This window comes from Myxococcus xanthus (genome assembly GCF_013116825.1).
In the GTDB taxonomy this organism is placed as follows: domain Bacteria; phylum Myxococcota; class Myxococcia; order Myxococcales; family Myxococcaceae; genus Myxococcus; species Myxococcus xanthus_B.
The window spans coordinates 18751-38260 of record NZ_JABFNS010000027.1; the positions used below are offsets into that span (position 1 = coordinate 18751).

The 19510-nt window shown below is 68.6% G+C and carries 18 protein-coding genes; 12 read left to right on the forward strand and 6 right to left on the reverse strand.

Going from position 1 to position 19510, the window contains the following annotated elements; all coding sequences use genetic code 11:
- Nucleotides 1-209 precede the first annotated feature (209 nt).
- The 7 genes from HNV26_RS10275 (at nucleotide 210) to HNV26_RS10305 (ending at nucleotide 8251) form a co-directional block, all read left to right on the forward strand.
- On the forward strand, nucleotides 210-1262 hold the full coding sequence (locus HNV26_RS10275; protein WP_171441820.1) for a lipase family protein: 1053 nt from the start codon (nucleotides 210-212) through the stop codon (nucleotides 1260-1262).
- A 12-nt stretch (nucleotides 1263-1274) separates the two neighbouring features.
- Nucleotides 1275-2156, forward strand: a complete 882-nt coding sequence (locus HNV26_RS10280) for an acetoacetate decarboxylase family protein (RefSeq protein WP_171441819.1) — start codon at nucleotides 1275-1277, stop codon at nucleotides 2154-2156.
- A 105-nt stretch (nucleotides 2157-2261) separates the two neighbouring features.
- Nucleotides 2262-2903, forward strand: a complete 642-nt coding sequence (locus tag HNV26_RS10285; RefSeq protein ID WP_171441818.1) for a hypothetical protein — start codon at nucleotides 2262-2264, stop codon at nucleotides 2901-2903.
- Complete coding sequence (locus HNV26_RS10290; RefSeq protein ID WP_171441817.1) at nucleotides 2903-4657, forward strand: GMC oxidoreductase; 1755 nt, start codon at nucleotides 2903-2905, stop codon at nucleotides 4655-4657. The genes HNV26_RS10285 and HNV26_RS10290 overlap by 1 nt, the downstream gene beginning before the upstream one ends.
- The gene (locus HNV26_RS10295) at nucleotides 4654-6444 is read left to right on the forward strand and encodes a metallophosphoesterase (RefSeq protein ID WP_171441816.1); all 1791 of its coding nucleotides are present in this window, start codon (nucleotides 4654-4656) and stop codon (nucleotides 6442-6444) included. Before HNV26_RS10290 ends, HNV26_RS10295 begins: the two co-directional genes overlap by 4 nt.
- Nucleotides 6445-6696: 252 nt before the next feature.
- Nucleotides 6697-7092 (forward strand): hypothetical protein, encoded by a 396-nt coding sequence (locus HNV26_RS10300; RefSeq protein WP_171441815.1) that lies wholly within the window; start codon nucleotides 6697-6699, stop codon nucleotides 7090-7092.
- 121 nt (nucleotides 7093-7213) lie between these two features.
- Nucleotides 7214-8251: a PA0069 family radical SAM protein gene (locus HNV26_RS10305; RefSeq protein ID WP_171441814.1), complete on the forward strand. Its 1038-nt coding sequence runs from the start codon at nucleotides 7214-7216 to the stop codon at nucleotides 8249-8251.
- A 22-nt stretch (nucleotides 8252-8273) separates the two neighbouring features.
- On the opposite strand, the gene HNV26_RS10310 is transcribed toward HNV26_RS10305, so the two are convergent.
- From HNV26_RS10310 to serC, 3 genes are all read right to left on the reverse strand, one after another.
- A complete protein-coding gene (locus HNV26_RS10310) occupies nucleotides 8274-8522 on the reverse strand; it encodes a GlsB/YeaQ/YmgE family stress response membrane protein (RefSeq protein ID WP_171441813.1) in 249 nt (82 codons plus the stop codon).
- A gap of 183 nt (nucleotides 8523-8705) precedes the next feature.
- Nucleotides 8706-9263, reverse strand: a complete 558-nt coding sequence (locus HNV26_RS10315; RefSeq protein WP_011554925.1) for a chalcone isomerase family protein — start codon at nucleotides 9261-9263, stop codon at nucleotides 8706-8708.
- Between the two features lie 41 nt (nucleotides 9264-9304).
- Entirely contained in the window at nucleotides 9305-10393 is a 1089-nt protein-coding gene (gene serC / locus HNV26_RS10320; protein ID WP_171441812.1) for a 3-phosphoserine/phosphohydroxythreonine transaminase, read from the reverse strand.
- Nucleotides 10394-10552: 159 nt separating this feature from the next.
- Between serC and HNV26_RS10325 the strand changes: the two genes are divergently transcribed.
- Genes HNV26_RS10325 through HNV26_RS10345 form a run of 5 tightly spaced genes read left to right on the forward strand, consistent with a single transcriptional unit; the run spans nucleotide 10553 to nucleotide 17519 of the window.
- On the forward strand, nucleotides 10553-11128 hold the full coding sequence (locus tag HNV26_RS10325) for an RNA polymerase sigma factor (protein ID WP_171441811.1): 576 nt from the start codon (nucleotides 10553-10555) through the stop codon (nucleotides 11126-11128).
- A gap of 6 nt (nucleotides 11129-11134) precedes the next feature.
- On the forward strand, nucleotides 11135-11953 hold the full coding sequence (locus tag HNV26_RS10330; protein WP_171441810.1) for a hypothetical protein: 819 nt from the start codon (nucleotides 11135-11137) through the stop codon (nucleotides 11951-11953).
- 10 nt (nucleotides 11954-11963) lie between these two features.
- Nucleotides 11964-13607, forward strand: a complete 1644-nt coding sequence (locus HNV26_RS10335; RefSeq protein WP_171441809.1) for a caspase family protein — start codon at nucleotides 11964-11966, stop codon at nucleotides 13605-13607.
- Nucleotides 13607-14731, forward strand: coding sequence for a carboxypeptidase-like regulatory domain-containing protein (locus HNV26_RS10340; protein WP_171441808.1), 1125 nt, complete (start codon nucleotides 13607-13609; stop codon nucleotides 14729-14731). Before HNV26_RS10335 ends, HNV26_RS10340 begins: the two co-directional genes overlap by 1 nt.
- A 4-nt stretch (nucleotides 14732-14735) precedes the next feature.
- Complete coding sequence (locus HNV26_RS10345) at nucleotides 14736-17519, forward strand: hypothetical protein (RefSeq protein WP_171441807.1); 2784 nt, start codon at nucleotides 14736-14738, stop codon at nucleotides 17517-17519.
- Between the two features lie 22 nt (nucleotides 17520-17541).
- Here the strand turns inward: HNV26_RS10345 and HNV26_RS10350 are convergent, their stop codons facing one another.
- The 3 genes from HNV26_RS10350 to HNV26_RS10360 form a co-directional block, all read right to left on the reverse strand.
- Nucleotides 17542-18279 carry an HvfC/BufC N-terminal domain-containing protein gene (locus tag HNV26_RS10350; RefSeq protein WP_171441806.1) on the reverse strand — a complete coding sequence of 246 codons (738 nt, stop codon included), beginning with the start codon at nucleotides 18277-18279 and terminating at the stop codon, nucleotides 17542-17544.
- On the reverse strand, nucleotides 18276-19121 hold the full coding sequence (gene bufB / locus HNV26_RS10355; protein WP_171441805.1) for an MNIO family bufferin maturase: 846 nt from the start codon (nucleotides 19119-19121) through the stop codon (nucleotides 18276-18278). Before bufB ends, HNV26_RS10350 begins: the two co-directional genes overlap by 4 nt.
- Nucleotides 19122-19235: 114 nt before the next feature.
- Nucleotides 19236-19481: a hypothetical protein gene (locus HNV26_RS10360; protein WP_253816425.1), complete on the reverse strand. Its 246-nt coding sequence runs from the start codon at nucleotides 19479-19481 to the stop codon at nucleotides 19236-19238.
- Nucleotides 19482-19510: the final 29 nt, after the last annotated feature.

Genomic DNA, 19510 nt, shown 5'->3' on the forward strand with positions numbered 1-19510 from the left:
TGACGCAACGAGCGCAAGGGCGGAGCTGCGTTGAGGCGGACGGCGCCTTGCCGTCACGAACAGTGCTGGGAGCCGCCCCAGTTGTACGTGGTGCAGCCGCGCCCCACGTTTGAGCAGAGTCTCCCTGCCCCATGTCATGCGGCCAGGAGGAATCAGGTGGCGACCGCCACGTCGGCCGCCGTTCTGCTCGAGCAGGGAGGAGTGGCGCCATGCCAACTGAACCACACAGCACCGCCAGTTACTCGGAGCAGGTCATTCCCTTCCTAGCGGGTGACGGGCGTGCGTTGCACCTGATCCGCATCCGCGGTGAGCCAGCGCCGAACAAGGGGCCGGTCGTCCTGGTGCACGGCGCGGGCGTCCGTAGCAACATCTTCCGCGCGCCGGTACGGCAGACGCTCGTCGACGCGCTCGTGGCCGACGGATACGACGTGTGGCTAGAGAACTGGCGCGCCAGCATCGACGTTGAGCCCAGCGAGTGGACGCTCGACCAGGCGGCCGTCCTGGACCACCCGGCTGCCGTCCGCACGGTGGCGCGCGAATCCGGGCACGACACCGTCAAGGCCATCATCCACTGCCAAGGCTCGTGCAGTTTCGCCATGGCCGCGGTGTCCGGGCTGCTGCCTGAAGTAGACGTCATCGTCACCAATGCCGTGTCTCTTCACCCGGTGGTACCCCACGCGGCTGCGGTGAAGCTGAAGCTCGCCGTCCCTCCGGTGGCCAGGCTGACGCCTTACCTGGATCCACAGTGGGCCTTTCGCGCGCCCACGCTGACGGCCAGGCTTCTCACGCTCCTGGTCCGGGCCTTCCACCATGAGTGCACCAACTTGGTGTGCCGCTGGTCCAGCTTCACCTATGGCGTCGGGTTTCCCGTGCTCTGGCGCCACGAGAACCTCAATTCCGAGACGCACGACTGGCTCCAGCAGGAGTTCGCCAAGGTCCCCCTCACATTCTTCCACCAGATGTCCGAGTGCGTGCGAGCAGGACACCTGGTGCCTGTGGAGGGCTTCCAGGCGTTGTCAGAGGATCTGGCAGTGCGTGAGCCGGAGACGGACGCACGCTTCGTCTTCCTTGCCGGTGAGCAGAATCGCTGCTTCCTCTCTGAGAGTCAGCACCGCAGCTTCGAGCACCTGGAGCGATTCCGCCCCGGCTACCACACGCTGCATCTGGTCCCCGGTTACGGCCACCTGGACATGTTCATGGGCCAGGACGCCTCCCGTGATGTTTTCCCCCTCATCCTCGCCGAACTCGACAAACCGGTGTGAAGGAGCGCCGCCATGTTGTTCCGCCTGCCCAGCCGCATCCAGGCACAGTCCGGCCGTTACTCGCGCGTGGACGGCATCCCCTACACGCTGCCTATCAATTCCAAGTCCTCGCCGGCACTGATGGCCGCTTTCACTGTCGATGCCGAGCAGGCCGCCCGGCTGCTACCCGGCAACGAACTGCACCCACTGCGAGTGTCACGCCGGAGAGGAGTACTGCTCGTCACCGTCATCGACTATCGCACCACCGACATCGGCGCATACATCGAGTTCAGCATTGCCATCGCATGCACTCGTGGTCCCCGGCCATCACGCCCGCTGCTGCCCCTCATGTTCCAGAAACGCCACGGCCTGGGCCAGTACGTGTTCGACCTTCCCGTCAACACGGAGGTCTCCGTGAAGGGGGGCAAGGGCATCTGGGGCATGCCCAAACACCTGGCAAACCTGGACTTCCGCATCCAGGACGGCACGGTGAGCAGCCGCTACGACGAGGACGGGCAGCGGGTGGCCCTCATCGAAATCGACCGGCCTCGCCGCGCGTGGCTGCCGCTGTACGCAACAGCCGTCAACTACTGCGCGTTCCGCGGCATGCTCTTCAAAAGCTACATCTACTTCCGAGGGAAGTTTGGCTTCCGGCTGGGGAAGCGCGCGGGTGCACGGCTCGTCATGGGTGACCATCCACGCATTCGACCACTCCGGGCTATAGGCGTCTCCCGGCGCGCGTTCTTCACGAGCTTCCTGCCCACATCCAGCGGGGTGCTCGACGACCACTTCGAGACCTGGTTCCTCAGTCAGGCCGTGCTGCCCACGGAAACGTACCCGGAGGGGCTGGAGAGCGTGATGGGGATGGGCCAGGGGAAGACCCCTCAGAAGCCGCCAGTGCCTCCACACACATGAGGCGCCACGAACCCGTTCCTCCTTCGACATGGGCTGCTCCGACGCCTGACGCTACCTCACGGTGGCCGGCGAGCCGGAACTGCCCTCACCCCGGAGATGATGCACATGACGAACCCCGCACCCGACCTCACCTTCAGAGAGCGCATGTCCGGCCCACTGGCGATGGGCGCCACGGACCCCATGAAGGGGGCGACCCAGGGCAATGCCGCGCGCTTCACCATGCATTGCACCATCAGCGTGGATGACCTGGGCGCATTCACCCGCGATGCAACTCACACTGCCCGGCTGGAGGCGCGCGTCAGCTACCCACCCCTGGGCAAGGAACTCCCCGTGCAACAGGGCCACTTCAACCTCTTCCGCAATGGGGAGGAGCCCGACACGAAGCTCATGAGCTACGGCCTGCGTTTCAGCGCGAAGGGCCGCGAGTACTTCCTGGAGGGCACCAAGACGCTTCGCGATGAGCCTGGGTTCGACCTCTGGCGGGACACCACGCGACTCTATTGCTACCTCCACGAGGGCCCGGATGCCCGAAGCCCTGTGGTGGGCGCGGGAGTGCTGATGCTTGGCAAACGGGCGCTCGTCGAACTCCTCGGCAGCATGCGCTCGTCCCGCCATGGCACCGCGGGATTCGGCGCCGTGAGCCACTTCGGCAGGTTCTTCCTGGGGACGCTTTGGAACGTCTATGCGCCCTGGGCCCGGCAGGCGGCGGAAGCGCCATCCGCCCCATCCATGGAGAGGAGCTTGTAATGGCATTTCGTCCCGAGCACTTCGACGCAATCATCGTGGGCTCTGGCTTTGGCGGCTCGGTGATGGCGTACCGACTGGCAGAGGCCGGCTTGCGCGTGTGCGTTCTGGAACGAGGAAAGGCCTATCCACCTGGCACGTTCCCGCGCAGTCCCTACGACATGCGCAACAACTTCTGGGACCCGAGCAAGGGGTTGCACGGCCTGTTCAACCTCTGGTCCTTCCGGGGGCTGGGCGGCGTCGTCTCCGCCGGGCTCGGCGGGGGCTCGCTCATCTACGCCAACGTCATGCTGCGCAAGGACGAGAAGACCTTCGTCCATGAGCATCCGCAGACCGGCGGTTATGAGTATTGGCCTGTCACCCGTGAAGACCTCGAAGAACACTACGACGCCGTCGAGCGGATGATGCACGTCCAGCGATTTCCGCTGGCGCACCCTCCCTACGACGCCACGGCAAAGACACTGGCCATGAAGCTGGCCGCCGAACGCCTGGGCCGTGCAGCCGACTGGCAGCTCCCTCCGCTGGCCATCACCTTCGCCAACGCCGGGGCGGCGCCCGCGCTCGGCGAGCCCATCTGCGAGGCGGCGCCGAACCTCTTCGGTCGCATGCGAACCACCTGCCGACTGTGCGGCGAGTGCGACATCGGGTGCAACTACGGCAGCAAGAACACACTCGACTTCACGTACCTGTCCGCTGCGCATCGCGCGGGGGCTGACCTGCGCACCCGCGCGGAGGTGAAAGAGTTCTGGCCCGCGGATGGAGGGGGCTACGTGGTTCAGTACGTGGACCATACCGAGGCCCGCGAAGGCGAGCGGCGCGAGGTGGCCTCGGACCAACTCCAGCGAGTGACGCTCACCGCGGACCGGCTCGTACTGGGGGCGGGCACCTTCGGCACCACGTACCTGCTGCTAAAGAACCGGGCGCACTTCCCACGCTTGAGCGCCCGGCTCGGCACACGCTTCTGCGGCAATGGAGATCTGCTGGGCTTCCTGCTTCGCAGTGTGGACAGCAGCTCCGGGACCCGTCTGCCTCGGGTGTTGGATGGAGGAAGAGGCCCCGTCATCACCAGCGCGCTCCACTTCCGTGGCAAGGAGGAGGGCGGCACCGGGCGCGGCTACTACATCGAGGATGCGGGCTACCCGGAGTTCATCAACTGGCTCTATGAAGGCTCGCAGCAGGTCCCCCTTCTGAGGCGGGGCATGCGCCTGGCCTGGCGCCTCGTCAAGGGCTGGATCGGCCTGACGCGCGACACGGATGTCAGCGAGGAGATTGCTGAAGCGCTGGGGGATTGCCTGGGCTCGGCCACGTCGCTGCCGCTACTCGCCATGGGCCGGGACATCCCCAACGGGAACATGCGGCTGACACGAGATGGGAAGCTGGACATCGACTGGCGCATGCATGGTTCGCGCGAGTACTTCGGCCGTGTTCGGAAATCCATGGAGGACATCGCCGACGCGCTGGAGGCGAAGATGGTGCACAACCCCCTCAGCTACTTGAGCCGGGTCATCACCGTGCATCCGCTGGGTGGTTGCCCCATAGGACAGACGCCAGCAGACGGGGTGGTGAACGCCCACGGCGAGGCGTTCCACTACCCGGGCCTGTACGTGGCAGACGGCTCGGTGATGCCTGGCCCCACCGGCCCCAACCCGAGCCTCACCATCGCCGCGCTCGCGGACCGGTTCTCAGACCACTTGATTGCGCACTGGCCACGAACCGCGGCGCTCCGCAAACACCCCACCACGGAGGAACGCATATGACGATACGAGCTGCCGGCGGGGGAACCGCCATCGGCGCCGGGGGATGCCACGAGACACGCAAGCCGCATGGCAAACCGATGGTCCGGTGGTTCCACCCGAGCACCCTGGTCAAGACAGGGGTGAAGGCCTTCCTCTCCGCTGTCATTGGCAAGCAGGCGGATCGACGCCTTCTGGACGCGCTGACCAACCCGAAGCAGCCGCTGGAGCAGCCCTACTTCGACTGCACCGTGGACGACGAGAGTCGGCCGCGCGACGTGCTGTGGCTGGACTACGTGTCCGACTTGGGTGATGGCTGGAACGCCACCTATGCGGTGGCGACAGCTGTGATGAACCCAGCACTGGCGCTGGAGGATCCGGAGGGGGAGACTCACCACACGCAGGGAGGCGAAGTGCTCGTCTTTGGGGGTGACGAGGTGTACCCCACCGCGAGCGTACAGGAGTACTACGACCGGACAGTGGGCCCCTATGAAGCGGCGCTGAACCACCGACGGCGCGTGCCCTCCCTGTTCGCCGTGCCAGGCAACCATGACTGGTACGACGGGCTTGTCTCCTTCGTTCGGCTGTTCTGCCAGGGCCGGACATCGGAGGCGTGGCGGACGCGGCAGCGACGTAGCTACTTCGCCATCAAGCTGCCGCATGGCTGGTGGCTCCTCGGCACGGACATGCAGTTGGAGTCCGACCTGGACAACGCGCAGGTGGAGTTCTTCAAAGAGGTGGTCAGCTACATGAAGGACGGAGAGCGCGTCATCCTGTGCAACGCAGAGCCGGAGTGGGCCGTCAGCAAGATTAAGGCGATCGCCGGGCGCAAGGCATTGGAAGGCAACCTCCAGTTCCTGGAGCAACTGGTGCTGGGCAAGAAGGTGAGCATCTTCCTTTCGGGAGACCTTCACCACTACATGCGGCACGCGGGCAAGGACGGACGACAGAAGATCATCGCTGGCGGAGGCGGGGCCTACCTCTACCCCACACACCTGCCAGCCGAGAAACGAGAGACGGAGGGCTTCGAGCTTCGGCAGTGCTTTCCGCCGAGCCAGAAATCACGACGTCTCACGTGGCACAACCTGGCGTTTCCCTTCCTCAACCCATGGTTCGGCGTCTTCATGGGTGCCTTCTACCTGCAGCTTGGGTGGGGGCTCGCATCTGACATGAACAGCACGGGCGTATCGGACAAGTTCTCACGTGTGCTTCACCGGGCGCTCAAGGGGACAGGGACGTTGTTCCTCGGGGGCCTCACCCTCGTGAGCGCCATCACGTTCGCGGACGCGCGCCGGGGCGCCTCCTGGCGATGGTTTGCGGGCGGACTCCATGGGTCGACGCACCTGCTCACGGCAGGACTTCTGACTCGGGCGGCCGCCACACTGGTGAAGCAGCTCGGCGTGGGAACTCCCGGAAGCCTGCGCCGAGACATCGCAAGCTGGCTCCTGCTATTCACGTCTGGCTTCCTGATCGCTCCGTTCCTGGTGGGGCTGTACCTGATCAGCTCCCTCAACGTGTTTGGTTGCCACGCGAATGAGGCGTTCTCTTCACTGGCCATTCCGGACTGGAAGTGCTTCCTGCGATTGCGCATCGACGCTTCCGGATTGACGATCTACCCAGTAGGCATCCGCCGCGTCCCACGCGCGTGGAAGCGAGGGGCGAATGGCAGAGACCCGGTGTGGGTGCCGGACCCCGCGGACACACGGGCCACCCGCCCCGAGCTCATCGAGAAACCCATTGTCATCGGCCCCACCCGGGCTCTTCCCGTGAGGGTAGGCGTCGGATTGCGGCCACTCGTGAGCGTGCCCTGAACCGCATGGTGTCGATGGCCACGTGCGCCGACCGGTCAACCGCCGGAGGCGCCTTGGACGCTGCTGTCTCGGCCCTCTCACGAGAAGGGCCGGGCCGCTCCGGCCATGACACAGACACCGCGATGCGTCATCCAACGATGCAATCCGTTTCAACCCACCGGGTGTCAAAAACACACCATTTACATTAAGTGAAAACCCCCATACACACCGCGCGTCTCCAATTCGGGGACAACTCGCAATGAGGGGGAAGTCATGAAGAAGTTCAATACGTTGGGAGTTGTGGGTCTGCTGTCTCTGGCTGCGGTTGGCTGCGGTGGGGAGTACACGCCGGAGGAGGAGCAGGCCATGCAGCAGCCTGAGCTGAGCGATGTGGAGCAGGCCATGGAGTCCGCGTGGATTGACGCTGGTCAGACGCGCGACTTCTCGACCTGGCTGTTCGGCGTGACGCCGTTCTCCATCCAGAACGTCGGTACCGCCCCCACGTCGTATTACGCGTACTGCGGGAGCAACAACATCTCCGGTACCGTCAACGCCGGCCAGACGCACAGCAACCTGAACCTCAACTGCGCGTGGCCCGGGGCGCGGCTCTACGTGAAGAACATGGGCAGCACCGTCGGCACCCACAAGCTCTACGTCTGGACCTGGTAGCGCGCTGTTTCAGCAGCCCACCATCCGGATGGAGCACTCGGGGAACTCTCTGCAGGGGGTTCCCCTTTTTCAGGCTCGCTCGCCCCTTGACTGAACGTGCTTTCAGGCTCACGGTGGGCGCATGAAGGCGCGTCCCATCGACAATCCGCCCAACCCCTGGGCGAGCACCGCGGTGGAGTACCTGGACGAAATCCCGCCGTCCAAGCTGGAGGTCTTCGAGGACCACAGCCGGCAGGTGCTGTCGCACAACGACAGCCCGGACGTGGGCTTCAGTTGGAGCGTCAACCCGTACCGGGGCTGCCTCCACGCCTGCGCGTACTGCTACGCGCGCCCCACGCACCAGTACCTGGACATGGGCGCGGGCACCGACTTCGAGACGAAGCTGGTGGTGAAGCCCCGTGCGCCGGAGCTGCTCCGCGAGGCCTTCGAGAAGCCCTCCTGGAAGGGTGAGACCGTCGTCTTCAGCGGCGTCACCGACTGCTACCAGCCGCTGGAGGCCTCCTTACGGCTGACGCGAGGATGCCTGGAGGTCTGCGCCGAGTACCGCAACCCGGTGGGCATCATCACCAAGGGCGTGCTCGTCGAACGGGACTTGGACGTCCTCCAACGGCTGGCCCGGGACGCGCGCCTGTGGGTCAGCATCAGCCTCCCCTTCCACAACGCGGAGCTGGCCCGGGCCATGGAGCCTTATGCCGCCTCCCCCATGCGCCGGCTGCTGACCATCCGCCGGCTCACCGAGGCGGGCATCGACGTGGCGGTGTCGGTGGCGCCCATCATCCCGGGCCTCAACGACGAGGACATCCACCGCGTGCTGGCCGCGGCACGTGAAGCTGGCGCCACCCGCGCGCACCACATCCTGGTGCGGCTGCCCGGCCCGGTGAAGGACGTCTTCGCGGAGCGGCTGCGCGCGAAGCTGCCCCTGCGCGCGGAGCGGGTGCTCCACCGCATCCGGGAGACCCGCGGCGGGGAGCTCAACGACAGCCGCTTCAAGCACCGTATGCGCGGTGACGGCCTCTACGCGGAGACCATCCACCGCCTCTTCCACGCGGCGGCGCGCAAGGTGGGCCTCCGCGCCTCTTACATCACCGAGGACGCCCCGGACACCTTCCGGCGCCCGGAGCGCACGCCGCCGCCCACGCCGCAGCTCAGTCTCTTCTGAGCGCGCACGCGGGCGGCGGGCGTCATTTCCGGATGGCTTGGACGATGGTGATGAGGATGACGGAGCCCACCGTCGCAACCAGCAGGGACCAGAGGTTGAAGCCCGTCACCCCGCTGCCGCCCATCAGACTGAAAACCCAACCGCCAATCATGGCCCCGACGATGCCGGTGGCGATGTTGGCGAACATGCCCATGCGGGCGTTGGTGCCCTTGATGATGCTGGCCAGCCAGCCCGCGATGCCACCCAGCACCAACCACGTACAGATTCCCATGACGACCTCCTTCGTGCCCTCCGGTTGCTATCAGACCTCCCGCCCTCGCGCAGCGGCCGGCCGTCCTCCGAATGTACGCGCGAGCCACGGACGCATTGCATCCGGCCCCTGAAACGACGACGCCCCGTGCCTCACTCGGAGACACGGGGCATCCACGCCGCACGTGGCGCGCACCGGAGTCTCTCAGTCCTTGCCGAGCATCCCGTCACGCAGGCTTCCATCCACCGGGCTCTTGCCCACGAAGACGGAGAAGAGCGCGTCGGAGAAGTCCTTGCCCTCGACGGAGATCTCCTTGCCCGTCTTGCTGGACACCTGCGTGCCCTGGCCGGGGATGTACGTGAGGATGAGCTCGTCACCCTTCTTCACGTCCGGGATGGCCGCGTTGAAGGTGTCCAGCTTGGGCTGCAACTCCGGCAGCTTGGAGCCCGCGTTCTTCTTGAAGCCGTCGCCAATGGCATCGACGATGGTCTTCTTGTCCAGGTCCCGCAGCATGTACATGCGCACGCGCTTGATCTGGTCCGAGCTGATGATGGCGGCGCCATCCTTGGACGGCGTCTCCAGGTAGAGCCCGGCCGTGTAGACCTTGAACACCAGTTTGCTGCGCAGGCCCACGCCATTGAGCTTCAGCTCCTTGCCGGCAACGGACGCGGTCTCCGGGTACTTCACCCCCGCGACCTCCTTGGCGAAGGCCGGAGCGGCGAACATCAGGGACAGCACGACGGCGGTCAGCGTGGCTTTCATGAATCCTCCGGGTGTGGGTAATCCGTGCGGTTGGACGCAGCCTACCCGCGCGTCTTCACGAAGTGGTCCATGAAGGCGGCCAGCGTGCGCACATTCTCCACGCTCACCGCGTTGTACATCGAAACGCGGATTCCTCCGGCCGTCCGGTGCCCCTTGAGGCCCACCATTCCTTGCTGCTTCGCGTCAGCGACGAAGGCCGCGTCCAACGCTTCCGTGGGCAGTTGGAAGACAGCGTTCATCACTGAACGGGACTCGCGCTCCACCGCCGCGCGGTAGAACTCCGGGTGCCGATCCACGGCCCCGTAGAGCAACGCCGCCTTTTCCCGGTTCCACTGCTCCAACTGCGCGAGCCCCCCCACCGACTGAATCCAGGCCAGGACGTTGCGCACCAGGTAGATGGCCAGGGTCGGCGGCGTGTTGTAGAGCGAGTTGTTCTCCGCGTGGGTGGTGTAGCGGAAGATCTTCGGAATGTCCGTCCGGCCCCGCGCGAGGAACGCCTTGTCGGCCACCACCAGCGTCACGCCGGAGGGCCCCAGGTTCTTCTGCGCGCCCGCGTAGATGAGGCCAAAGCGGCTGACATCGAAGCCCTTCCACAGGAAGTCCGAGCTCATGTCCGCCACCAACGGCACGCTCCCCACGTCCGGGAAGGTGTGCCACTGGGTGCCGAAGATGGTGTTGTTGCTCGTCAGGTGGACATACGCCGCGTTCGAGTCGAGGTGCAGCTCATCCTGGCGGGGCACCCGCGTGTAGCGCTTGTCCGGCCGCGCAGTGCTCACCGCGACGCGCGGCGTGCCGTAGTACTTCGCCTCGTCGAAGGCCTTCTCGCTCCATACGCCCGTCATGAGGTAGTCCGCGCTGGCGCCGGGCCGCAGGAAGTTCATCGGCACCTGGGCGAACTGCTGGGAGGCGCCGCCGGTGAGGAACAGGACCTGGTGGGTGTCGGGAATCCCCAGCAGCCGGGTCAACAGGGAGATGGCTTCGTCGTGGACGCCCTCGTATTCCCGTCCCCGGTGGCTGTGCTCCATCACCGACATGCCGGAGCCCTGGAAGTCAGTCAGTTCGTCCCGAGCCCGCTCGAGGGCCGGCAGTGGCAATCCGGCCGGGCCGGCGTTGAAGTTGATGACGCGCATGTCAGTGTCCCTTCTTGAAATGAACGGCCGCGGAGACATTCTTCCCCCCAGCGCCCCCCCGGGTGCCAGCGAGAAGAAGGTTGCCCGCTTGCTTCCATGGAGACGGTAGCGTCCACCGGCCCTGTGGCCGGCGGGCCTTTGCGAGGGTCTGGAGGACAGGTGGGTGCGTCGGAGGGATTGACGGAGTGGGTGCGGCGTGCAGCGCATGGGGAGGCGTCTGCCTATAGCGAGATCTACCGGCGCACACGCCCCCTGGTGACGCGGCTCGTGGGCGGCTTTGCCCAGTTGGACCCGGATGAGGTGGAGGACGTCATCCAGGAGACCTTCGTCCGGGCGTTCCGGGCGCTCCCGCGGCTGAAGGAGCCGGGGGCCTTCGAGTCATGGCTGCTGTCCATTGCCCGCAACCGGGCCCGAACGCGGCTGGAGCGGAAGTCCAGTACCCGGCGGCTGGAGGAGGATGTGGCGGACCCCGAACCGGAGCCGGTCCCCCACATTCCCGAGGCGCTGCAACTGGAGCGTGACATCGAGGTGGTGCGGCGACTCATCGCGGAGCTGCCCGAGGGCGAGGAGAAACGGACGGTGCACCTCTTCTACGTGGAGGGGGAGCTGTCCGCGCGGGAGATTGCGGAGAAGCTGGGCGTGGGAAAGAGCGCGGTGACGATGCGGCTGGAGCGGTTCCGGTCTCGAATCAAGCGCGAGCTGCTGCGGCGAGTCCTCGCCGGCCGGTGGGAGTGAGGGTTCATGAAACACCTGGACGACGGCGCACTGGACGCCCTTTCCCGCCGAGAGCCCGAGGCCGTGGCGTACTTCGCCACGCACCTGGCGAACCCGTGTGAGACGTGCGAGGCGTTCCTCGCCACGCGCCCGGGCCCGGGCCTGCTCGACGGCCAGGTGGACTCGCTGCTGCTGGGGCTCGCTCCGACGGGCGCGTCCGCCCCGCCCCTGGATGACGTGGGTCTGGCGCGCGTGCGGCGCGCGCTGCGAGCCCATCGGCCCGCGGCCGGGCACTGGGGCCTGGTCGCCGGAGGACTCGCCGCGTGCCTGCTGGCGGTGGTGTTGCTGCCCCGCATGCGGACGGGGGCCCCGGCCGGCCAGGAAAGCCCCGCGGCGGAATGGACGGGTGAGAAGGGACGCCTGCCACGCATCGCCCTGGAGCTGTCGGTGGTGGCACGCGACAGCGCGGGGGTCCTGCGGCGTCTGGACCCGGGCAGCTCGGTGGAGGATTCGGATGTGTTGCTCCTGCGCTACCACGCCACCGAGGCGGGCACCGCCCTGCTCTTCGAGCAACGGCAGGGCGCGGCGCCGGAGCTGCTGGGCCACTTCCCCCTGGTCGCGGGCACCCACGACCTGCAGGGGCCGCAGGGGCTCGCGGGCGTGAGCCTCGCGGGAGAGGAGGGCCCGGTGACGCTGTGGCTGGTGGGCTCCACCGGCGCGCCGCCAGAGGCCGAGACGGTCAGTGAAATGTTGGAGGGACGAAACGGGGCAGGCCCCCAGGGTGAGGACCCACTGGCCATCATCCGGTTCGACGTGAGCGTGCGAAGCAGCCAGAATCGTCCTTGAACGGTTCCACGTGAGGCGACTCCTTCCCATCCTGCTGGCCTGCCTGGCCGCGTGCGCGACGCCCTCCTCTTCTGGGGAGAAGGGCGGACTGGTCCCGCTGACGCTCGATGAAGCGTCGCTGTCCAGCGCCTACAAGCCGCGCCGGATGGCCCTGCTGGTGGGCATCGCCTCGTTCGACGACCCGCGCTGGAAGGGGCTGCGCTACACCGTCAAGGACGCCCATGATCTGGGCGCCGCGCTGAAGGACCCCGCGCGCGGCGGGTTCGACCAGGTGCGCATGCTCACCCGCCGCGAGGAGACGACGCGCGAGGCCATCCTCGCGGCGCTCCGGCAGCTCAAGAAGGAGGCGAGCCGGCCCGACGACGTGGTGGTCGTCTACTTCTCCGCGCACGGCACGCTGGCGCGCGACGCGAAGGGCGAGCTGCGGCGCTACCTGGTCACCCGCGACGCGGCCTACCGGGACATTCCCCAGACGGCGCTGAGCATGGACACGCTGAAGGAGGAGTTCGACGGGCTGGCCAGCCGGCGTCGCATGCTGGTGCTGGCCACCTGCCACAGCGGCAGTGGCAAGTCGTTGCTGCCCAGGGAATTGAAGGCGGAGCTGGAGGGCATCAAGTCCGGCTTCTACGCCCGGCCGCTGGAGGAGTCGTCGCGCGCGTCCATGGTCTTCGCCGCCTGCGACTGGGGCGAGACGGCGCGCGAGGACGAGAGCCTGCGCAACGACATCTACACCCACTTCCTCATCGACGGCTTGAGCGGCGCGGCGGACCGCAATGGTGATGGCGCCGTCACGGCCACCGAGGCCCACGACCACGCACGCCGCCGCACCTTCGCCTTCACCGAGGGGCGGCAGCGGCCGTCGGCGGAAATCATGGAAGTGGGCGCGGACCCCGTGGTGCTCTCCGGCAGCATCACCCGGACGGGCCGCCCCGAGCTGTTCTCCTACAACCCACGCCTGGACGGCTTCACGCTCAAGGTGGACGGCGAGGAGCGCACGGAGCTCCCCGGCGGCGCGGCGGTGGCGCCCGGCAAGCGGACGGTGGAGCTGACCAAGGGCGACGCCGTCCTCATGCGCCGTGACGTGGAGGTGGGCCAGGGGGACCGCCTCCCCCTGGAGCGCCTGATGGCGGAGGCCTTCCCGCGACGCTCGCTGTCGCTGCTGGGCGGCATGTTCAGCTTCGCGGATGCCCGCAGCCGCACGGAGCTGCTGCCCATGTCCCCCGAAGTCGCCCTGTCATTGCGGCTGGAGGACCAGCCGCTTCAGGATTTCGGGCTGCTCTTCGACGTGGCCTTCAGCACCGGCGACCGGGCCCTGAAGCTGGCGCCGGGCAGCGAGGTGCCCTTCCGCTACACCACCGTCTCCGCGGGCGTGGCCCTTCCCTACCTGTGGCGCTGGGAGCGGCTGACGGTGTTCGCGGGGCCGCGTGTGGCCGGCCTGCACCTCAGGCGGTCCTTTGACGTAGAGGCCGCCGCCAACGGGCAGCGGTTCTTTACCGTCAGCCCCGGCGTGGTGGGCGGCGTCGTGTGGCGGGTGGGTGAGCGGCTGGAGCTGATGACACAGGCCCAGTTCATGTTGACGTATGTCGTTGTGGATGGGCAGGGGCAGGCCGTGGGTTTCACGGGTGGCTGGGCCGGCGCGGGATATCGTTTCTGATGCGTTCGACGATTCACATCGCGGTGGCCACGCTCGTGGCCTGCTGCGCCGCGGGCTGCGGCAACCTGGAGAACGCCCCCTTCCGGGTGGGCACCGTGCATGGGCAGCTCACGGAGAGCGACCCCTCGGTGGCCATGGTGTCGCTGGTGGGCCAGCCTGGCGTAAGCAGCCATGTCGACGCGGACGGGCGCTTCACCCTGGAAAACGTCCCCACGGGGATGGCGGAGCTCTTCATCATCGCCACGACCGAAAAGGCCGCGCGCGTCCAGGTGCGGGTATTGGGAGGCCAGTCCGTCCAGGTGCAACCGGTGGCGCCCACGCCCGCGGGCTTCCTCGACGTGCACGTAAAGACGACCAACGGCTTCCGGCTGTCCGCGGCGGAGGCGTCCGTGGAGGGCACGCCCTTCCAGCGGCTGCTGCTGGACGCGAAGGGGCGGCTGCGCGTGGGGCCCCTTCCGGATGGCTGCTACACGGTGACGGTGACGGCCCTGGGATTTCCCGCCACCCAGGTCCAGGGCTGCGCGGGCCCGGGCGAGAAGAAGGAGCTCAAGGTCGAGCTGGTGGTGGACGAGTCGCTCCTCGAACAGGGCTGCCAAGAGATTGGCTGCGAGGAAGGCCTCGTGTGCGCGCCGAACAAGAAGTGCCTGGAGTGCATCGGCAACGCGCACTGCGGCGAGGGATTGACCTGCAAGGGCAACCGCTGCGAGGGCCCCGGTCCCCTGTGCGCGCCCTGCACGGGCGACTGGCAATGCGCCGCTGGGGCGCAGTGCGAGGTGCTGCCCGAAGGAAGCGCCGCGTGCGCCACCCTGTGTGGCGGCGGCGATGACGCCCCCCCCTCCGACCAGACACCGCCGGACGAGGATGGGGCGGCACAGTGCGCGCCGGGCTTCACCTGCCAGTCCGGGCGGTGCCTGCCGGATGCAGCGAACTTCGCGGGCTGCCATGCCCTGCGGCGGATGGACGCGCCCTGCACCGACGACGCGAGCTGCCACGAGTTGGGGCTGCTCGAAGGGCGCTGTGTCAGCGGGGCCTGCACGGCGCCCTGCGCAACGGACCTCGACTGCCCGGGCAGCCGTCGGTGCGTGGATTCATCGGCGGGCCGCGTCTGCCAGGCCGGGACGTGACCCCGTGGCGAGCCAAGGCCCCCCTCGGCTCCACCTCGTCCTGCTCCCCCTGTACGCCGCCACGTTGTGGGGCTGCGAGCCAGCCCTCCGCCCTCCATCAACGCCTCACAACACGCCTCCCCGGCTCGAAGTCAGCCCCGCCCTGGACATCATCCCGCTGCGCGTGGGCCAGGCCGTGGAGTTCGCGGCCACCGTCGAGGATGCGGAGGAAGGCGCGGCGTTGGGCGCCAACGTGCTGTGGGTGTCCTCCATCGAAGGGCAACTGGCCCGCGGCGCGCGCGCAACCCTCGCCTTCCTCGAACCAGGAGAGCAGCGGCTGACCGCCTCGGTGGTGGACGCCGGTGGGCTGGCCGCGAGCGCGTCACTCCACCTGAACGTCCTCGCGCGGGGGGCTCCCATGGCCACCGTGCTGCGCCCCACGCCGGGTAGCACCTTCAACCTCGGCGAGCTGCTGGACCTGGAGTGCATGGCGATGACGGAGCGTGGCGTGCGGCTCCAGGGGCGCGCGGTGCAGTGGACGTCCGCGCTGTCCGGGCCGCTGCCTGCTGGCGACGTGGTGCGGGCGACCTTGTCCGTGGCCGGCGAGGACACCCTCCGCTGCACCGCGGTGGACTCCGCCACGCAGGTCTCCGCCACCGCCGAGGTGCGCGTCACCGTCCGCGCCACGCGCGCCCCCAGCGTGCGCATCCTCCGGCCCGAACCCACGGAGATCTTCGTGAAGCAAGGCGAGGCCCCGCCCCACGGCGCCTCCGTCCGCTTCGCGGCCACCGCCCAGGACTTTCACGCCGAGGGAGGCGCGGGCAACCTGGACGGCGCGGTGGAGTGGAGCCTGGCGCCCTCCGGGCAGCCGCTGGGCCGAGGCCCAGCCCTGACACATGCCTTCACCACGCCCGGCGTCTACACGGTGAGGGCACGGGTGGTGGATGGGCGCGGCAACACCGCCTCGGACAGCGTGCGGGTGCGGCTGGTCACCAACCTCCCGCCCCGGTGCGAGTTGGAGTTCCCCACGACCGAGAATCCACGCGTGCTCGTGGGCGTCCCCAGCCTGCTGCGGGCCCACTGCGTGGACCCGGAGACGGAGCAACCGGTGGAGCCCATCTGGACCACCAGCGCCGAGCCCACGCCCCTGGGCACGGGTGAAGCCGTGAGCGCCGTGCTGTCCGTGGCCGGTGCGCAGGTGTTGTCCGCGTGCGCCGTGGACCCGGAAGACACCGCGTTGAGCGGCTGCGTGGAACGGCCGGTGCGCGCCATCATCAACACGCCGCCCACGGGCTGCTCCATCCAGGCGCCGCTTCCGAACGCGGTGGTGAACGCGGGTGTGCCGCTGACGCTCACGGGTTCGGCGTCGGATGCGGAGGATGCGCGGACGGGCCTGCGCTACACGTGGGTCTCCTCGCGGGACGGCGCACTGGCCCAGGGGCCCAGCACGCACACCGCCCGGCTGTCCACGCCCGGCCACCACGTGCTCACGCTCACCGCGACGGACCCGTGGGGCCTGGCCTGCGCGGCGGCCGTGGCCGTCACCGTGAACGGCGCGCCCGACGTGCGGGTGGAGAGCGTGATGCAAGGGGTGCTGGATTGCGGCAGAGGCCCATGCCTGGAGGGGCAACCCGTGGTCCTCACCGGCTTCGCGAGGCCCGCGGCCCCCCAGGGCCACATCGAGGAGCTGGCGTGGCTGGACAACCTGGCGGGGAGCCTCTTGGCGGGCGCGCTGCCGCTGCCTACCGCCACCCTCGGCTTCCCCTTCGCCGGTCGCCACACGACGGTGCTGGCCGCCACCGACCAGGACGGCGCGATGAGCCGCGCGGCGACGTCCTTCACCGTGCTGCCGCTGGGACGCGCGCGGTTGATGGAGGACGTTCAGGACGCGCAGCGGCCCGTGGTGGCCCTGGCGCTCACCCCGGACGGGCTCCGCTACGCGGATGGCGCATCTCCCCGGGTGTATGCGGAGCGCGCGTCCACGACGGTGCTGGACGTGAACGCACCAGCCCTGTCGCTCCATGCGTTTCAAGGCGGCAACGTGCTCTTCGTGGGCACCGAGGGCGGCGGCGTGCTCCGGTGCGTCCAGCGCACCTGCACCCGGCACACGGGCGCCATGCTGGGCGCCACGGGCGCGGCGGTGACCGCGGTGGCCGCATGGGAATCTCCGGACGTGCTGCTGCTGGGCACCCGCCGAGGCCTGGTCCTCACACGCGCGAGCGACCCCGCCTCCGGAGGACGCGCGGGCACCGTGGGAGGCCGCCGCCTGCTGGAGGGGCGCGAGGTGCGCCAGCTCGTCATCTCCCCGGGCTCCAGCCCGGAACGCGTGACGGCCTGGGCGGCCACGTCGGGCGGCCTGGCGGAAATCACCATCTGGGCGGACGACGACTTCGAGCCCGGGCTCGCCGATGTCTCGGTGCGGCTTCACGCTCCGCCCGCCATCCCTGATGACGACGTCCTCTCCGTGGCCGTGGGGCCGGAGGGCCAGGTATTCGCCGGCACGAGGAAGGGCTTCAGCGCGCTGGGACAACCCGGTCCCGCGCTGCGCGACGCGCCCTGGCGACTGCAGGACGAGGAGATTCGCACGCTCCACTTCGAACGGCAGGCCGTGGACGCGCGCACCCAGGACATCCTCTGGGCCGGCACGAAGAACGGGCTGGTGCGTTATGATGTATCAGCAGACATCGCCACCCACTTTGGAATGGAAGAAGGCTTGCCGGACCCGGACGTGAGCGCCCTGCTGGTGGCTCCGGGAGGGCCGCGCTACGTGGGCACGGCGCGAGGGCTGGTGACGTACCCCTGGCACTGAGCGCCCAGACAGCGAGGGCCCTTCATCCCCCGTCGCTGCCGTCCGGGAGGAGCACCAGTCCGTCGCGGCCGAAGCGCCTCACCGCCGCGCGCAGGTCGGCTTCCGCCATGCCCGTGGCCGCCACGACGTCCGTCAGGGCCAGCCCTTCCACCGCCATCTTCAGCACCAGCAGCGCCGGTGGCGTGGCGGCCAGGTAGAGCGTCTTCAACTGCTCCGGGTGGCGCCACAGCAGCGCCAGCTCCGCGCCTGCCTCCGGTGACGTCGCGGCGCCTCGGGCCCGCACGTACGCGCAGAGGTGGAAGTCGTGCTCCAGCACCACCAGGGTGGGATTGGCCGTCAGCCGCGCCACGCGCTCGGGCGAAGGCTCCAGGGACGCGAACACCGCGAAGTCGGTCCACTCGAAGCGGGCCAGCGCGGGCACGAAGGGCGCCAACCCCCGCGAGGCCGCCGCGTCCGCGAGGAACGCGGGAAAGCCCTCGCACAGGTGGTTGAGTTCATGGTGCCGAGCCGGCCGCGTCCGCGTGAAGGCCACCACCAGGTCGTCCCATGCGTCGTGCCCCAGGGCCTGGCGCGTCAGCGGAAAGACCTTGTCCAGCGCGGAGCGCACATGGCCGAGCACGAAGCCGCCGTAGAGCGACACCCGCTCGCGCGGCGCCTCCCACCCCGGGTGCCTCGCGTACAGCGTGGCCAGCGACTCCGGGCCAGGCTCGGCGAGGTAGTCCCCCATGCTGTCGAAGAAGTCGCGCAGGGACGGCTTCATGGGCCGGCGACCTCCCGCAGCGACGCGCGCGCAATGTCCGCCTCGTCCAGCACCGCGTCCAGGGACGGAAGGTCCTGGTCCCACTCGATGAGCGTCGCCACCGGGCCGGTGCGCGCCAGCACGTAGCGGAAGAGCGACCACACGTCGTCGCAGACGCGGTCGCCATGCGTGTCGACGATGACGTCCGGGTAGCAGGTGTGGCCGGCCAGGTGAATCTGCACCACGCGCTCCAGCGGAAGGGCATCCACGAAGGCCCGCGCGTCGTAGCCATGGTTGCGCGCGTTGACGTAGACGTTGTTCACGTCCAGCAGCAGCCCACAGTCCGCCTGCTCCACGACGAGGCGGAGGAAGTCCGCTTCCCGCAACGTGCCGCCGGGCATCCGCGCGTAGTAGCTGGGATTCTCCAGCAGGAAGGGACGGCCCACCCGGGCCATCACCTCGCGCACGCGGGGCACCACGTGCTCGACAGCGGCCTCGCTGAACGGCAGCGGCAGCAGGTCGTGCAGGTACACGCCGTCCAGCCGCGAAAAGCAGAGGTGGTCGGAGAAGAAGGGCGCGTCCACCCGCTTCACCAGCGCCGCCAGTCCCCGGACGTAGTCGTCATCCAACGCGTCCGGGCCGCCGATGTTCAACCCCACGCCGTGGGGCAACACGGGCCACCGCTCCGCGCATGCGTCCAGCGCGCGCTGCGAGCGCCCACCCAGCGACAGGAAGTTCTCCGGGATGATCTCCACCCAGTCGAGCGGCCGTCCGGTGCGCGGCAGCTCCGCATAGAAGCTCCTGCGCAGCCCGATGCCCGCGCCCAGCGGCTTCAGCCCATGTCGCTGTGCGTACGTCACCACGGCAGAAGCCCTCTCGAAGCGTGGGAAACAACCCGGGCGGCGGCGGCGATGCTCGACCGCCCGGCAGCGAGGGCCCGGCCTTCACCAGACCCTCGGGACGTCCGTCCGGCAGAACTACTCCTTCTTCTGGCCGCCGCAGGAGCCGGCGCCGCACGAGCCGGCGCCACAGCTGCCCTCAGCGCCCTTCTCCTCGGTCGCGGCCGGAGCGGCCTCCTGCGACTCCGTGGCGCCGCTGCTCTCCGCGCCAGTCTCTTCGGCCGTGGCGGGCTCCATCTCCGCCGACTTCTTGGTCGCACAACCCGTGGCCAGCGCGGCCAGGGACAGGGTGCCGACAACCGCTGCAAGCGCCTTGACGTTCATGGATGAGACTTCCTTTCGGTACTGCGTGG

Bases quoted from the DNA above. Each gene is read 5' to 3' on its own strand.
- HNV26_RS10310 (WP_171441813.1), bottom strand. From the start codon at position 8,522: ATGGGAATCTGTACGTGGTTGGTGCTGGGTGGCATCGCGGGCTGGCTG.
- HNV26_RS10315 (WP_011554925.1), bottom strand. From the start codon at position 9,263: ATGAAAGCCACGCTGACCGCCGTCGTGCTGTCCCTGATGTTCGCCGCT.
- HNV26_RS10295 (WP_171441816.1), top strand. From the start codon at position 4,654: ATGACGATACGAGCTGCCGGCGGGGGAACCGCCATCGGCGCCGGGGGA.
- HNV26_RS10330 (WP_171441810.1), top strand. From the start codon at position 11,135: ATGAAACACCTGGACGACGGCGCACTGGACGCCCTTTCCCGCCGAGAG.
- serC (WP_171441812.1), bottom strand. From the start codon at position 10,393: ATGCGCGTCATCAACTTCAACGCCGGCCCGGCCGGATTGCCACTGCCG.
- HNV26_RS10300 (WP_171441815.1), top strand. From the start codon at position 6,697: ATGAAGAAGTTCAATACGTTGGGAGTTGTGGGTCTGCTGTCTCTGGCT.
- HNV26_RS10290 (WP_171441817.1), top strand. From the start codon at position 2,903: ATGGCATTTCGTCCCGAGCACTTCGACGCAATCATCGTGGGCTCTGGC.
- HNV26_RS10340 (WP_171441808.1), top strand. From the start codon at position 13,607: ATGCGTTCGACGATTCACATCGCGGTGGCCACGCTCGTGGCCTGCTGC.
- HNV26_RS10275 (WP_171441820.1), top strand. From the start codon at position 210: ATGCCAACTGAACCACACAGCACCGCCAGTTACTCGGAGCAGGTCATT.
- HNV26_RS10350 (WP_171441806.1), bottom strand. From the start codon at position 18,279: ATGAAGCCGTCCCTGCGCGACTTCTTCGACAGCATGGGGGACTACCTC.
- HNV26_RS10285 (WP_171441818.1), top strand. From the start codon at position 2,262: ATGACGAACCCCGCACCCGACCTCACCTTCAGAGAGCGCATGTCCGGC.
- HNV26_RS10360 (WP_253816425.1), bottom strand. From the start codon at position 19,481: ATGAACGTCAAGGCGCTTGCAGCGGTTGTCGGCACCCTGTCCCTGGCC.
- HNV26_RS10280 (WP_171441819.1), top strand. From the start codon at position 1,275: ATGTTGTTCCGCCTGCCCAGCCGCATCCAGGCACAGTCCGGCCGTTAC.
- HNV26_RS10305 (WP_171441814.1), top strand. From the start codon at position 7,214: ATGAAGGCGCGTCCCATCGACAATCCGCCCAACCCCTGGGCGAGCACC.